Below are 14524 nucleotides of genomic sequence, written 5' to 3' on the forward strand. Positions count from 1 at the left end.
GCGCGACAACAAAGGCCCGAAAGGGCCTTTGTTCTTTATGGGTACAGCGAGGGCTGGCCTTCGGGCCGGGTCTTGAAGCGCTTGTGCACCCAGTAGTACTGCGGCACCATGGTGCGGATCTGGGCTTCGAGTTCGCGGTTCTGGCGTGTGGTGTCCGCCACCACATCGTCGGTGGGAAAATCCTGCCAAGCCGGCGAGATAGTCACCTCGTAGCCCTCGGGCGTCAGCCGCGTGTACATGCCAATCACCTTGGCCTTGCCCAACCGGGCAAAGCGCGACAGCGAGGGGATGGTGGCAGCGACCTGGCCAAAATAGGGCACAAACAGCGAGTCGTTCGGGCCAAAGTCCATATCGGGCAGCAGGTACAGCAAACCCTTGTCCTTGCGCAGGCTGGCAATGATGGGCTTGATGCCGTCATCGCGGTTGAGCATGCGCACATCGCCAAAGCGCTGCCGGCCCTTGCGAATCCAGGCATCGATATCGGCGTTCGGCTGGGTCGAGAAGATCGAGGTGAAAGGCCGGTTGCAGTGGATGGTCAGGGCCGTTCCGCCCGCATCCATGCTGTAGAAATGCGGTGCAAAGATGATGGTCGGGGTATCGCCTTCGAGCTCCTGTAGCGCGCCCGTCATGCGCGTGCGCTTTTCCAGTGTTTTTTGCGGTGCAAACCACAGCCAACTGCGGTCCAGCCAAGTTTGGCAGAAGACCACAAAGCTCTGCTTGGCCCAGGTCAGGCGCTGCGCGTCGCTCGCTTCGGGAAAGCACAGCGCCAAGTTGCGCAAGGCAATGCGGCGGCGCGATGGCACCAGGTAGAACAAGGCCCGGCCCATCAACCAGCCCAGGCCGCGCAATACCGACAAGGGCAGGTGTGACATCAGCCACATCCACCCGATAAACAACTTACCCATGCTTTTGACCTTCCGAGGGAGCGGCAGCGAGGCTGCGCGGCTGCTTGTAGCGCGCATAACCCCACAGATACTGCTCAGGGCTCTCGCGGATCAGCTGCTCCATTTCCTGGTTGATCTGCAATACGGCAGCCTCGGGCTCCTGGGCCAGCGGCGCTTGCAGGCCGCGCACATACAGATCAAAGCCCCGGCCCAGCGGCCGACGCACACAGCGCGCCAATATAACAGCCGCGCCTGTCTGCTGGGCCAACTTGGCGGCCAAGGTCATCGAGTAGGCCGGTTTGCCAAAAAACGGCACCCACATGCCCTGGCCATCAGGCGGCACCTGGTCAGGCAACAGGCCCACGCTATGGCCTTGGCGCAAGGCCTTGATCATTTGGCGCACGCCTGCCATCGTCGTGGGCGCAGAAGCCAGGCCGGGCCGCGTACGCGCCGTCTCCATCAGCTTGGCCAGCCAGGCCTGGCGCGCCGGGCGGTAGAGCACGGTGATGGGGCCATGCACAACGCCCCAGCGCCGCGCCATGTACTGCGCCGACAGCTCAAAGCAGCCCATGTGCGGCGTCAGGAACACAATCCCTTTGCCAGCGGCCAAGGCCTGCTCGATGGCCTCGGCCCCATGGATATCGCAAGGCAGCGGCGCGCCAAACCACAGCCGTGGCACCTCGGCCACCATGCGGCCGGTATGGGCCACCGCTTTGCGGATATCGGCAAAAGCATAGCCCGCCTGCCGGGCATTGGCCAGAAAACGCCGTCGGTAGGTCGGCGACGCGGCAAAGGTCAGCCAGCCCAGGCCAGCGCCCAGACCATGCAATAGCCACAACGGCAGCGCAGCAAAGAGTCGAAACAAGAAAGGCATTAGAATATGTCGGTCGCTGAGTTAAAGAGCAACTTGCAGGGCGACGTTAAAAACAAACTGCTAAAGCGTTCGCCAGGCTCCTTCAAGGCTCGGGCAACGCCATTGCCCAAGTTAACGAAGGAGTTTTTGTTTATGGCAAACAGCGATTTTCTGTTCACCTCGGAATCAGTGTCCGAAGGCCATCCCGATAAGGTAGCCGACCAGATCTCTGATGCGATTTTGGACGCTATTTTCACCCAAGATCCGCACAGCCGCGTGGCAGCCGAGACACTGACCAACACCGGCTTGGTGGTATTGGCCGGTGAAATCACCACCGGCGCCAATGTGGACTACATCCAGGTGGCACGCGACACCATCAAGCGCATCGGCTACGACAACACCGACTACGGCATCGACTATAAGGGCTGTGCCGTGCTGGTGGCCTATGACAAGCAAAGCCAGGACATCGCCCAGGGCGTGGACAAGGCCAGCGATGACGAGCTCAACACCGGCGCCGGTGACCAGGGTCTGATGTTTGGCTATGCCTGCGACGAAACCCCGGAGCTGATGCCCGCGCCCATCTACTACGCCCACCGTCTGATGGAGCGCCAGGCCCAACTGCGCAAGGATGGCCGTCTGCCTTTCCTGCGTCCGGATGCCAAGAGCCAGGTCACTTTGCGCTATGTGGACGGCAAGCCCCACAGCATCGACACCGTGGTGCTGTCGACCCAGCACAGCCCCGACCAGTCGGAGACTGCCACCAAGATGAAGGCCAGCTTCACCGAAGCCATCATCGAAGAGATCATCAAGCCGGTGCTGCCTTCGGAGTGGCTGCAGGACACCAAGTACCTGATCAACCCCACCGGCCGTTTTGTCGTCGGTGGACCCCAAGGCGACTGCGGCCTGACCGGCCGCAAGATCATTGTGGACACCTACGGCGGTGCCTGCCCACACGGCGGCGGCGCCTTCTCCGGCAAGGATCCAACCAAGGTGGACCGCTCCGCTGCCTACGCCGCCCGCTACGTCGCCAAGAACGTGGTCGCTGCCGGTCTGGCGCGCCAGTGCCAAGTGCAGGTCGCCTACGCCATCGGCGTGGCCCGCCCGATGAACATCACCGTCTACACCGAAGGCACCGGCGTGATCCCCGATGCCGAGATCGCCAAGCTGGTAGCCGCGCACTTTGACCTGCGCCCCAAGGGCATCATCCAGATGCTGGACCTGCTGCGCCCGATCTACAGCAAGACGGCAGCTTATGGCCACTTTGGCCGCGAGGAACCTGAGTTCACGTGGGAGCGCACCGATAAGGCAGCACTGCTTCGTGCTGCTGCGGGTCTGAAGTAATTCAGCTTAGCCCTTGCAAAATCCGCCTGGCGCAATCCCGGCGGATTTTTTCGTTGAGCGACCGAAAGCCTTACAGCCCCCGCACACTCAGCGCCAGCTGTTGCCGAAACGCGGGCCGAACCCGGTGCAGTTGCGCGGGCCGATGCGCGCCACCCGCCTGCATTTCGCCAGGCACCGGCTCCAGCATGCCCAGCTCGTCCATCTTGCGGCGGAAGCTCACCTTGTTCAAAGGCTCGCCCAGAATGCATTCATAGACCTGCTGCAACTGCGGCAAGCTAAAGCTTTCGCCAAAAAAATGCACCGGCAGCGACGAGTACTGGCTCTTGCTGCGCACCCGGGCCAGCGCTGTCTGCAAGATCTGCCCATGGTCAAAAGGCAGCTGGCCAGCGGCATGGACGGGCACGATCTTCAGACTCACCCTTTGTGCGGGCAGCTTTTGCTGCGGGATCAGCGCGCAATAGCTGATGGCGACCGACCAGCCGCGCGGATCGCGTGCCGGGCCGCTAAAAGTCGCCAGCTGTTCCAAGTAGGCCTCTTCAATCCCCGCCTTGCTGCGCAGCACGCGGGCGGCACTGGCATGGGCATCGGCGTCTTCTTGCGCATGGATATAGCCGCCTGGCAAAGCCCATACCCCCGCAAACGGCGCGCGCTCGCGCTGCACCAGTACAACGCTCAGCACCCCATCCACCAAGGTCAGCACCACCACATCCACCGTGGTCAGCACCTGGCTCGAGGCGGTTTCACTTTGACTCATTTCTGTACCAAGTCTTTTTCATGAAGGGCAGTATGCCGCCGCAGCTCAGTTGAATCAATAAAAATGCAGGCCGAACGCTGAAGATGGGCTGTAAACCACGCCGGCAAGTTAGTTGCAAAAATATTTTAACTAGCGTAGACTGCATCTTATCGAAGGAGAAGGACATGCGCCAACGCACACAGCTGCTCATCATCGACCCGCAAAACGACTTTTGCGATCTGCCGCCAGACTGGCGCCCCAGCAGCGCTGCAGCCGCTGCCCCTTTTGCGCCCAGCCTGCCCGTGGCGGGCGCCCATGCCGACATGCAGCGCCTGGCGCAGTGGATTGCGCAGCAAAGCCCGCAGCTGGATGGCATCACCATCACGCTCGACTCCCACCAGGCCTATGACATTGCCCACCCCACCTTCTGGCAGCAAGGCGATGGCAGCGCGGTGCCGCCCTTTACCACCATCACCGCTGCCCAGATGCGCGCTGGCAGCTTCAGGCCTCGCAACCCGGACGAGCGCCAACGCACCCTGGCCTACCTCGATGCGCTGGAGGCCCAGGGCCGCTACACCTTGATGGTCTGGCCGCTGCACTGCGAGATCGGCAGCATCGGCCACGGTGTGCACGCCGACGTATTAAACGCCTGCCGCCAATGGCAAAGCCAGCGCCAGCGCGCCGTGCACCATGTGTTCAAAGGCATGAATCCATGGACTGAACACTACAGCGCCTTGCGCGCCGAGGTACCGGATCCGCAGGACCCGGCAACCGGCCTCAACACCGCCTTGCTGCAGCAGCTGGCGCAAGCCGATACCCTGGTGATTGCCGGTGAAGCGGGCAGCCACTGCGTGCGCGCCACCACCGAGCACATCGTGCAGAACATCGCGCCGCTCTGGGGCGCAGAGGATTTCTCGCGCATCGTGCTGCTGACCGACTGCATCAGCCCGGTTGCCGGCTTTGAGGCTGCGCAAGACACCTTTTTGCAGCAGATGCGCGCCGTCGGTGTACGCTGCACAACCAGCCATGCTTTCAATTTATAGCCTTTAGCACTCCAGCGCTTGATGGATAAGCGCTGAAAGCTCTCATTTTTGACAGAGAAAGACGCGGTATGCAGCCCATCATCACCAGCCTGCTCGACACCGATTTGTACAAATTCACGATGTGGCAGGCCATGCTCCATCGCCATCCCCAGACCCAATCCACCTACCGCTTTGTCTGCCGCTCGCAGACCGAGTTTCCGCTAGTGGATTTGCTGGACGAGGTCCGCGCCGAGATCGATGCGCTGTGCGCGCTGAAATTCAAGAAAGACGAGCTCGATTACCTGGCCAGCCTGCGCTTCATGAAAAGCGATTTCATCGACTTTCTGCGCATCTTTCAGTTCCAGCGCGATTTCATTGAAGTCGAGGCCGATGGCGACGGCCTGCGCATCGTCGCCCATGGTCCCCAGGTGCATGTGATGGGCTTCGAGATTTTTGTGCTCTCCATCGTCAACGAGCTGTACTTCCGCCGCTTTGACCAGGCCAGCGCCCTCGCCGAAGGGCGCAAACGCCTGGGCGCAAAAATAGTGCGCCTGCAAGAGCTGGCGCAAGAGGCCAAGCACCGCCATCCCTTCGAGCTGTTTGACTTTGGCGTGCGCCGCCGCTTTTCTGCGCCCTGGCAGCGCGAGGTGGTGCAAGCCTTTGCCACGCAGACGGCGCAGTGGTTCAAAGGCACCTCCAACGTGCTGCTGGCCCGCGATCTGAACCTGGTGCCCATCGGCACCATGGCCCATGAATACCTGCAAAGCTACCAGGCCCACGGGGTGCGTCTGCGCGATTTTCAGATCGCCGCACTGGAAGACTGGGTGCAGGAATACCGCGGTGACCTGGGCATTGCGCTGACCGATACCGTGGGCATGGACGCCTTCCTCGCCGACTTCGACATGTACTTTGCCAAGCTGTTCGACGGCTTGCGCCATGACTCGGGCGACCCCTATGAATGGGGCGAAAAAGCGCTGGCCCACTACGCCAAGCTGCGCATCAATGCGCATGCCAAGCGCCTGGTGTTCTCCGATGGCCTGACCTTGGACACGGCCCTGGCGCTCTACCAGCACTTTGCCGACCGCATCCAGTGCGGCTTTGGCATAGGCACCCAGCTGGCCAACGACATGGGCCTCAAGCAGCTCAACATCGTGATGAAGCTCACCCACGCCAATGGCCAGCCGGTGGCCAAACTCAGCGACAGCCCGGGCAAGACCCTGTGCGACGATGAGACCTACCTGGCCTACCTCAAGCAAGTCTTTCATGTGACGCATTAAGGGGGCTGCCATGCTCAAGATCACCCTGGCCCAACTCAACCCCACCGTGGGCGACATGGATGGCAACATCGACCAGATGGTCGCCGCCGCCCGCCAGGCGCAGGCCGAGGGCGCACAGCTGGTCGTCTTTGCCGAGCTGTCGCTAACCGCCTACTACCCCGGCGATCTGCTCGACGAGCCCGACTTTCTGGACCGGGTCGACGCCGGCATTGCACGCCTGTTGCGAGAGAGCCAGCAGCTGCCCGAGCTGCACTGGGTGCTGGGCGCCCCCACCCGCGCGGCAGGCCCTGGCAAACACCTGCACAACAGCCTGCTGGTGCTGCACAACGGCAGCATCCGCCTGCAGTACGACAAGCAGCTGCTGCCCACCTACAACATCTTTGACGAGCGCCGCCACTTCGAGCCCGGCCGCGATGCAGCCAAGGTGCTGCGCATCGGTCAGATGCAGGTTGGCTTTCTGATCTGCGAAGACGGCTGGAACGACAGCGGCGCCGACTACGCCACCAACCCCTTCGAGCGCATGGCCGACGCCGCCCCCGATGTGGTCGTCAGCATCAATGCCAGCCCCAGCCATCTGGGCAAGCGCGAGGAGCGCCACCACATCTTCAGCCAGGCCGCGCGCCGCCATGGGCTGCCGATTCTCTATGTCAACCAGATTGGTGGCCAGGACCAGATCGTGTTCGACGGTGCCTCATTTGCGGTGCAGCCCGAGCGCGGCATCGTCTGGGAAGCGCCGCGCTTTGTGCAAACCGTCTGCACCTTGGGCTTTGACAATGGCGACTTCTGCCTGCCCGATGGCACGCGGCCCGCCACCCCAGCGGCACAGGGCCTGCCCACGATGGAGTTCTACCGCCAGCAGACCGTTCTGGGCCTGCGCGACTATGCGCGCCGCTGCGGCTTCCGCCAGGTCGTGGTCGGCAGCTCCGGCGGCATCGATTCGGCGCTGACGCTGGCCTTGGCCGCCGAGGCGCTCGGCCCCCAGAACGTGGTGGGCATCACCATGCCCTCGCATTATTCCTCCAGCGGCTCGGTGGACGACTCGCTGGCGCTGTGCCGCAACCTGGGCATCGCGCTGCACACCCACCCCATTGCCGAACTGGTGCAGGGCTATGCCCAGCAGTTTGAGGCCAGCTTTGGCACCCCATTGCAAGGCCTGCCGCTGGAGAACGTCCAGGCGCGCATCCGAGGCACCATCCTGATGGAGTACAGCAACGCCTTCGGCCACCTGCTGCTGACCACGGGCAACAAGTCTGAAATCTCGGTGGGCTACTGCACCCTGTATGGCGACACCAATGGCGGCCTGGGCCTGATTGGCGATCTGTACAAGACGGAGGTGTTTGCACTCTCGCGCCATATCAATGACAGCGCCGGGCGCGAGCTGATCCCCGAGGCCATCATCCAAAAACCACCTTCGGCCGAGCTGGCACCCGAGCAAAAGGACGAGGACAGCCTGCCGCCCTATGCGGTGCTCGATGAAATCCTCAAGATCCTGATCGAAGGCCAGCGCCTGTCGAGCCAGGAGTACGACGCCGCCCGCCTCTTTGTCGACAAGCTGATGCAGACCGAGGCCGGGCGCCAAACCGTGGACAAGGTGCAGCGCATGGTGCACCGCAGCGAATACAAGCGCCGCCAGGCGCCCCCCATCCTGCGGCTGCGCCCACGCGCCTTTGGCACCGGCCGGCAAATGCCGATTGCTGCCTACTACCCTTGAGCGCAAAGGACGGCGGCCAGCCGCTCTTGGCACGCTCAACCGCAACAAGGCCTGTCCGCAGCGCATAATCCCAAGCCAACACCCCCCGCTGGCACCAAGACACCGAGACATGACCGCAGTTACCGAGCACTATGACCTGGCCGTACTGATTGGCCGCTTCCAGCCGCCGCACCTGGGCCACCTGGCCTTGCTGCAGCAGGCCCTTGCCCGCGCCACCAAGGTGGTGGTGGTGCTGGGTTCGGCGCTGCAGGCCCGCAGCCCCAAGAACCCCTTCACCTGGCAAGAGCGCGCGCAGATGTTTGCCGCAGCACTCAGCCCGGCCGATGCAGCCCGCCTGGTGTTTGTGCCCATCCGCGATTACTACGACGAGCCGCGCTGGGTGACTGCCGTGCGCGAAGCCGTCACCAGCCACAGCACACCTGGCGCACGCATTGGCCTGGTGGGCCATTTCAAGGACGAGAGCAGCAGCTACCTGGCCCACTTCCCGGGCTGGGAGCTGGTGAGCCTGCCGCGCCAGAACAGCATCGACGCCACCCCCATCCGCGACGCCTATTTTGGCTTGCAAGGCGATGGTTCGGCCGATGCGCTAGCCCCATTGGCTGCGATGCTGCCCGCCAGCGCACTGCAGTTTCTGCAGCAGTTCCGCCAAAGCGCTGACTATTCTGCGCTGCAGACCGAATGGCAGATGCTGCGCCGCTACCAGGCCTCCTGGGCGGCAGCGCCCTACCCACCGGTCTTTGTCACCGTCGATGCGCTGCTGCGCTGCGGCAACGAGGTGCTGCTGATACGCCGTGGCCATGCCCCTGGCCAAGGCCTGTTGGCGCTACCGGGCGGCTTTGTCGAGCCGCGCGACAGCCTCTGGCAATCTTGCTTGCGCGAGCTGCAGGAAGAGACACATTGCGCGCTGGACGAAGCCCAGCTGCAGACCGCCTTGCAATCGGTCACCGTGTTCGACCACCCCGACCGCAGCTTGCGCGGCCGCACCATCACCCATGTGCACTATTTCGACCTGCAGCGCAGCCCCAAGCCCGCCGTGCGTGCCGACGATGATGCGGCTGAGGCCTTCTGGCTCAGCATCGATGCGATACGCGCGCGCGAGGCCGAGTTTTTTGAGGACCATTTCCAGATTCTGCAAAAGCTCGTGGCGGCATCGCATTGATCTGCAGCGCCAGCCTGGGTACGCATACAGATCCGCCCGCGCGGTGCCCACCTACCTGCCAGGGCGCTGCCTTGGCCCATGACCTATGACGACATCCCTACACATCCGCCCCGCCACCATCGACGACACCAACACCATCCTGCGTTTTGTGCGCGATCTGGCGGTCTATGAAAATGCCGAGCACGAGGTACTCTCCACACCCGCCCATGTGCACAAGACCATGTTCAGCACGGGCGCAACCGCGCATGGCCTGGTCTGCGAGCAAGAGGGCCAGGCGATTGGCTTTGCGGTGTATTTCTTCAACTATTCCACTTGGCAGGGTCGCAATGGCCTCTACCTGGAAGACCTGTATGTCGACCCCGCAAGCCGTGGCAGCGGCGCGGGCAAGGCCTTGTTGCGCCATCTGGCGCGCATTGCGGTGGACAAGGATTGTGGCCGCTTCGAGTGGAGCGTGCTGGACTGGAACACCCCATCGATCCAGTTCTATGACAGCCTGGGTGCCAAGCCCCAGAGCGAATGGATTCGCTACCGCATGACGGGCGAGGCGCTGGAGGCCTTTGCCAAAGGCTGATCTGACGCCAAGGTGCCAAGCCTCACAACCCCATCAGCGCCCAGTCAAGCCCTGGTTGTAGCGGGCTGGCTGGGGCTGTAGATGCACGGGCCTCAGACCGTAGCCGGGTCGAAATCGAGCTGGTAGTTCTGCGGGCCACGTGCCGCAATCTTCAAGGCGCCCATGCGGTTGCCCAGCTCCACGCAGCTGCGCAGCGGGCGGCCCTGCTCCAGGCCCCAGAGCAAACCACCGCGCCAGGCATCGCCGCAGCCGGTCGGGTCCACCACCGCAGCGGCTTTGAGGCCAGGCACATGGCTGCGCTCGCCCTTTTCCCACAGCTCACAGCCCTCAGCACCCAAGGTCACCATCAGGGCTTGCACTTGGTTAGAAATTTCAGCAAACGACAGGCCGGTGCGTTCGCTCAGCATCTTGCCTTCGTAGTCGTTCACGGTCACCCAAGTGGCCAGGCTGATGAAATGGCGCAAGTCATTGCCATCGAACATCGGCAGGCCCTGGCCGGGGTCAAACACAAAGGGGATGCCAGCGGCATGCAGCTGCTCGGCATGCTGGAGCATGGCGTCACGGCCATCGGGCGCCACGATGCCGATGGCTGCGCCGCAGTCCTTGGTGATGGTGTTTTCATGGGCCTGCATCATCGCGCCAGGGTGGAAAGCGGTGATCTGGTTGTTGTCCATGTCGGTGGTGATCATGCACTGGGCGGTGTAGTGGTCGTCGAGCTTTTTGATAAAGCGCGTGTCGATGCCCAGCGCCTTGAAATGCGCCACATAGCCATCGCCGTCATGGCCCACCACGGCCATCGGCAGCGCCTGGCCGCCCAGCAGGTTCAGCGCGTAGGCAATATTGCCCGCGCAGCCGCCAAAATCCCGGCGCAAGGTCGGCACCAGAAAGGACACGTTCAGGATGTGGATCTGATCGGGCATGATCTGGTCGGCAAAGCGGCCCGAAAAGGTCATGATGTTGTCAAACGCGAGCGAGCCGCAAATCAGCGAAGCCATGGATGCATTCTTTCTGTTATTCAATTTAAGGGTAAAAGGCGAGCACCCGGTAGCCCACTACATCACCGGCGGCCTCTGCCACCTCAATGACCATCTCTGCCGTCCACTCGCCATGGGCATCCAGCGCTGCGGGCGCCTGCAGATCCTGCGGACCCAGCACGCGGCGTAGCACCAGCTTTTCTGCGGCGTCGTTGAGGCTCAGCTCCAAGGAGGGGACAGCCACCGGGTCATCGGCGGCATTGCGCAAGACCACACGCAGCCTGAACTGGCGCGGCCCCACGGCATTGAAGCTGATGCTGTCGATAGAGACGGCCTGCAGTTGCCGTGGCACGGCAATCTCGCAACCCGCCAGGCGGCAGGCCGCTTGCAGCGCGGGCCGCCACTGCGGTTGTGCCAAGGCCAGCCGGTCACGCTGGGTCAGCGCCACTTGCAGCAGCAAGGCCGCCAGCAACAGCAGGCTGAGCAACAACGACAGCACAACCACCCAGGGCTTGCGCCAGAAGGCCTTGCGCTTGGCTGCGCGCACAAAGCCGGGCTCCACAGCGGCGTCCTTGCCGGCAGAAGCGGCGGCATCGACAGCCGCTGTATCGACAGCCGCTGTATCGACAGCCGCTGTGTCGACAGCCGCTGCATCGGCAGCCGCTGCATCGGCAGCCGCCACGGCTTCGTCCATCTGTGCAACATAGTTGGTCGCTGCCGCCAGCGTGGGCTCCACCTTGCCAGCGCCCAGCGTGCGCCCGGCCAATGCGGGGTCGCGCAGCAGTGCCTCGTCTTCGCGGCGCTGGCCCTCAGGCACGGCGGCAGCCATCTGCGCCGCTGGCGCCACATCTGCTGCCGCTGCGTAAACCGCCTCCCCAGCGGGGGCATCTTCAACGGCCGGGTCGGCCCGATCAGGCAATCGGCTGGATGGCGAGGACGGTGCCAGCGGCAGGCCCGCGTCGCTGCTGGGCAAGGGGGTTGCGGGCGTGGGGAGCTGCGCCTGCGGCGCTGACTCGGCGGGCTTTTGGCGCTCGGCCATGGCTTCGAGCAAGCGCCCCTCACGGGCCTGGAGCTCGGCCAGGTCATCGGTGGCAGAAAAATCCACGCGGCTGCTGCGCAGCGAGGGTGGCCGCTGGTCAGCGAGCGGCTGCCATTGGCTCTCCAGCCCACTGCGGTCCGCCGCCACGGCAGGCGGCTGCAGCGGTTGCGCCGCCGCAGCCTCGTCTTCGTAGGCCTGCATCCACGAGGAATCCACATAGCCCGAATCGCCGCCCAGGTTGGCGCGGCGCGGGAACACCAGCACCGACAGCTCGGGCACCTGGGCATTCGGATCGATCTGCAGCGAGTTCTGCGTCATCAGCACCGCAGCAGCCTCGCCTTTGGCGGCTGGCACTGCGGCAAAAGCCGAGGCCAAAGCCGCTGCCGCCTGCCTGGGCGCTGGCGCAGCAGCGGGCTGCGCCTGGTCAGAGGCTGGTGCAGCCGCGCCCGGCACCAGGTGGGCGAGCGCATCAAACACCGCTTTGCACTTGCCGCAGCGCACCCAGCCATCGGATATGCGCAACTGGTCATCCACCACCTTGAAGCGGGTCTGGCACTGGGGGCAACGCGTTATCTGGCTCATCGCAGTCGATTGTAGAGTCAGAAGTTCAGCGGCCTGCCTCGGCGGCGGCATCGGCCGCGCGATGTGCCGTCATCAGCACCCAGCCGTCTTCGGTATCGGCCACGTTCAGCTGCAGATAAGGGGCATAGGCCGCTTTGAGCTCATCGGTCTGGCGCTCCAGAATACCGGCCAGCACCAGGTGGCCGCCGCTGGCGACATGCGCGCACAACAGCGGCGCCAGCACTTTCAGCGGTGTCGCCAGGATGTTGGCCAACACCGTTTGGTACTCGCCCTGGGCCGCATCGGGCAGGCCAGCATGCAGTTGCACGCGGTTGGCCTGGGCGTTGTACTCGGTCGCTTCCACGGCGGCGGTGTCGATGTCCACCGCATCGATGTCCACCGCACCAAACTTGGCAGCGCCAATGGCTAGGATGCCAGAGCCGCAGCCGTAATCGAGCACGCGGCCCAGATCCTGTCCTTGCGCCCCGCGCTGCGCAATCCAGCGCAGGCACATGCGGGTGGTGGGGTGGGTGCCGGTACCAAAGGCCAGGCCCGGATCCAGGCGAATGCTGCGGGTGGCGGCTGCTGGCAGTTCATGCCAGGTGGGCACGATCCAGAAATCGGGGGTGATATCTACGGGCGCGAACTGGGATTGGGTCAGGCGAACCCAGTCCTGCTCGGCCACCTCTCGGATGCCCAGCAGCTCGCAACCTTCAAAGAAATCCTGCAACTGCAGCAGGCTCTGCGCCTCTTGGGCCGCAGCGCGCTGCGGGAACAGTGCCACCATGCGGCTGCGCTGCCAGCCATCCTTGGGCGGGGGCATGCCGGGCTCGCCAAACAAGGCCTGTTCGGCATCGGTCTGGGCATCGGCATCTTCGACCGAGACGCTGAGCGCATCGAGCGCATCCAGCGCTTCACTCACGCTCTCGACCCGGTCCTCCGGGCACATCAGGCACAGTTCGTACATGACAGGTTTCCTTAAAGCAAAAAGCTGGCATTCCCTTGGAAATGCCAGCATCTATCACGATCAAAGGGGGCGCATCAGCGCTTGCGCGCGGCCAGCCACTCTTCCAGATAGTGGATATTGGTGCCACCGGCATTGAACTTGGCATCCACCATCAGCTCCGAATGCAGCGGGATATTGGTCGAAATACCCTCGACCGCCGTCTCCAGCAACGCCGTACGCATACGGGCGATGGCCTGTTCGCGGGTGTCGCCATAGACAATCAGCTTGCCGATCATCGAGTCGTAGTTCGGCGGCACAAAGTAGTTCGCATACACATGCGTATCTACACGTACACCCGGTCCGCCCGGCATGTGCCAGGTGGTCACCCGGCCTGGAGACGGGGTGAATTTGTAGGCATCTTCGGCGTTGATTCGGCATTCAATCGCATGGCCGCGCATCTGCGCGTTGATCTGGCGCTGCGTGAACGGCAGTTTCTCGCCAGCGGCCACCATGATCTGGGTGCCGACGATATCCACACCGGTGATCCATTCGGTCACGGGGTGCTCGACCTGCACGCGGGTGTTCATTTCGATGAAATAGAACTCGCCGTTTTCGTACAGAAACTCGAACGTACCCGCACCCCGGTAGCCGATCTTCTTGCAAGCGGCCACGCAGCGGTCACCGATCTTTTCGATCAGGCGGCGTGGAATGCCAGGGGCCGGAGCCTCTTCAATGACCTTTTGGTGGCGGCGCTGCATGGAGCAGTCACGCTCGCCCAGGTAGACGGCGTTCTTGAACTTGTCGGCCATCACCTGGATTTCGATGTGGCGCGGGTTCTGCAGGTACTTTTCCATGTACACCGCAGGATTGCCGAAGGCTGCACCAGCTTCGGCCTTGGTCATCTGCACGGCATTGACCAGGGCCGCTTCGGTGTGCACCACGCGCATGCCACGGCCACCGCCGCCGCCAGCGGCCTTGATGATCACCGGGTAGCCAATGGCCTTGGCAATGCGGCGGATCAGCGCCGGGTCGTCAGGCAATTCGCCATCGGAGCCAGGCACGCAGGGCACGCCCGCCTTGATCATGGCCTGCTTGGCCGAGACCTTGTCACCCATGATGCGGATGGACTCAGGCGATGGACCAATGAACTGGAAGCCACTCTTTTCCACACGCTCGGCAAAGTCGGCGTTCTCGGACAGAAAGCCATAACCGGGGTGGATGGCTTCGGCGTCGGTCACCTCGGCAGCCGAGATGATGGCGGGCATGTTCAGGTAGCTTTGGGCCGACGGAGCCGGGCCAATGCACACGGCCTCATCGGCCAGCTTCACATACTTGGCGTCGCGGTCCGCCTCTGAATAGACCATGACGGCCTTGATGCCCAGCTCGCGGCAAGCGCGCTGCACACGCAGGGCGATCTCTCCGCGGTTGGCAACCAGAATTTTCTTGAACATGG

At 63.3% G+C, this 14524-nt stretch carries 13 protein-coding genes; 6 read left to right on the forward strand and 7 right to left on the reverse strand.

The window, feature by feature from the left end:
- Nucleotides 1-35: 35 nt before the first annotated feature.
- Both M2375_RS02875 and M2375_RS02880 read right to left on the reverse strand, forming a co-directional pair.
- Nucleotides 36-905: a lysophospholipid acyltransferase family protein gene (locus M2375_RS02875; protein WP_259163801.1), complete on the reverse strand. Its 870-nt coding sequence runs from the start codon at nt 903-905 to the stop codon at nt 36-38.
- Nucleotides 898-1758, reverse strand: coding sequence for a lysophospholipid acyltransferase family protein (locus tag M2375_RS02880; RefSeq protein WP_259163802.1), 861 nt, complete (start codon nt 1756-1758; stop codon nt 898-900). Before M2375_RS02880 ends, M2375_RS02875 begins: the two co-directional genes overlap by 8 nt.
- Nucleotides 1759-1890: 132 nt before the next feature.
- Here M2375_RS02880 and metK point away from each other — a divergent pair, with 132 nt between their 5' ends.
- Nucleotides 1891-3078: a methionine adenosyltransferase gene (metK, locus tag M2375_RS02885; protein WP_259163804.1), complete on the forward strand. Its 1188-nt coding sequence runs from the start codon at nt 1891-1893 to the stop codon at nt 3076-3078.
- Nucleotides 3079-3148: 70 nt separating this feature from the next.
- Here metK and M2375_RS02890 read toward each other — a convergent pair whose 3' ends face one another.
- A complete protein-coding gene (locus M2375_RS02890) occupies nt 3149-3832 on the reverse strand; it encodes an NrtR DNA-binding winged helix domain-containing protein (RefSeq protein ID WP_259163806.1) in 684 nt (227 codons plus the stop codon).
- A 164-nt stretch (nt 3833-3996) separates the two neighbouring features.
- Between M2375_RS02890 and M2375_RS02895 the strand changes: the two genes are divergently transcribed.
- From M2375_RS02895 to M2375_RS02915, 5 genes are all read left to right on the forward strand, one after another.
- Nucleotides 3997-4854 (forward strand): cysteine hydrolase, encoded by an 858-nt coding sequence (locus M2375_RS02895; RefSeq protein WP_259163807.1) that lies wholly within the window; start codon nt 3997-3999, stop codon nt 4852-4854.
- A gap of 68 nt (nt 4855-4922) precedes the next feature.
- Nucleotides 4923-6110 carry a nicotinate phosphoribosyltransferase gene (gene pncB / locus M2375_RS02900; RefSeq protein ID WP_259163808.1) on the forward strand — a complete coding sequence of 396 codons (1188 nt, stop codon included), beginning with the start codon at nt 4923-4925 and terminating at the stop codon, nt 6108-6110.
- A 10-nt stretch (nt 6111-6120) separates the two neighbouring features.
- A complete protein-coding gene (locus M2375_RS02905) occupies nt 6121-7821 on the forward strand; it encodes an NAD+ synthase (protein WP_259163809.1) in 1701 nt (566 codons plus the stop codon).
- 109 nt (nt 7822-7930) lie between these two features.
- Complete coding sequence (locus M2375_RS02910) at nt 7931-8980, forward strand: bifunctional nicotinamide-nucleotide adenylyltransferase/Nudix hydroxylase (protein ID WP_259163810.1); 1050 nt, start codon at nt 7931-7933, stop codon at nt 8978-8980.
- 85 nt (nt 8981-9065) lie between these two features.
- A complete protein-coding gene (locus M2375_RS02915; RefSeq protein ID WP_259163811.1) occupies nt 9066-9551 on the forward strand; it encodes a GNAT family N-acetyltransferase in 486 nt (161 codons plus the stop codon).
- A gap of 92 nt (nt 9552-9643) precedes the next feature.
- On the opposite strand, the gene M2375_RS02920 is transcribed toward M2375_RS02915, so the two are convergent.
- From M2375_RS02920 to accC, 4 genes are all read right to left on the reverse strand, one after another.
- Entirely contained in the window at nt 9644-10546 is a 903-nt protein-coding gene (locus M2375_RS02920; protein ID WP_259163812.1) for a carbohydrate kinase family protein, read from the reverse strand.
- A 25-nt stretch (nt 10547-10571) separates the two neighbouring features.
- The gene (locus M2375_RS02925; RefSeq protein ID WP_259163813.1) at nt 10572-12146 is read right to left on the reverse strand and encodes a zinc-ribbon and DUF3426 domain-containing protein; all 1575 of its coding nucleotides are present in this window, start codon (nt 12144-12146) and stop codon (nt 10572-10574) included.
- A gap of 25 nt (nt 12147-12171) precedes the next feature.
- Nucleotides 12172-13092, reverse strand: coding sequence for a 50S ribosomal protein L11 methyltransferase (gene prmA, locus M2375_RS02930; RefSeq protein ID WP_259163815.1), 921 nt, complete (start codon nt 13090-13092; stop codon nt 12172-12174).
- A gap of 74 nt (nt 13093-13166) precedes the next feature.
- Nucleotides 13167-14522, reverse strand: a complete 1356-nt coding sequence (gene accC, locus M2375_RS02935; RefSeq protein WP_259163816.1) for an acetyl-CoA carboxylase biotin carboxylase subunit — start codon at nt 14520-14522, stop codon at nt 13167-13169.
- Nucleotides 14523-14524 lie beyond the last annotated feature (2 nt).

This window comes from Comamonas sp. BIGb0152 (assembly GCF_024809975.1).
Lineage (GTDB): Bacteria > Pseudomonadota > Gammaproteobacteria > Burkholderiales > Burkholderiaceae_C > Comamonas.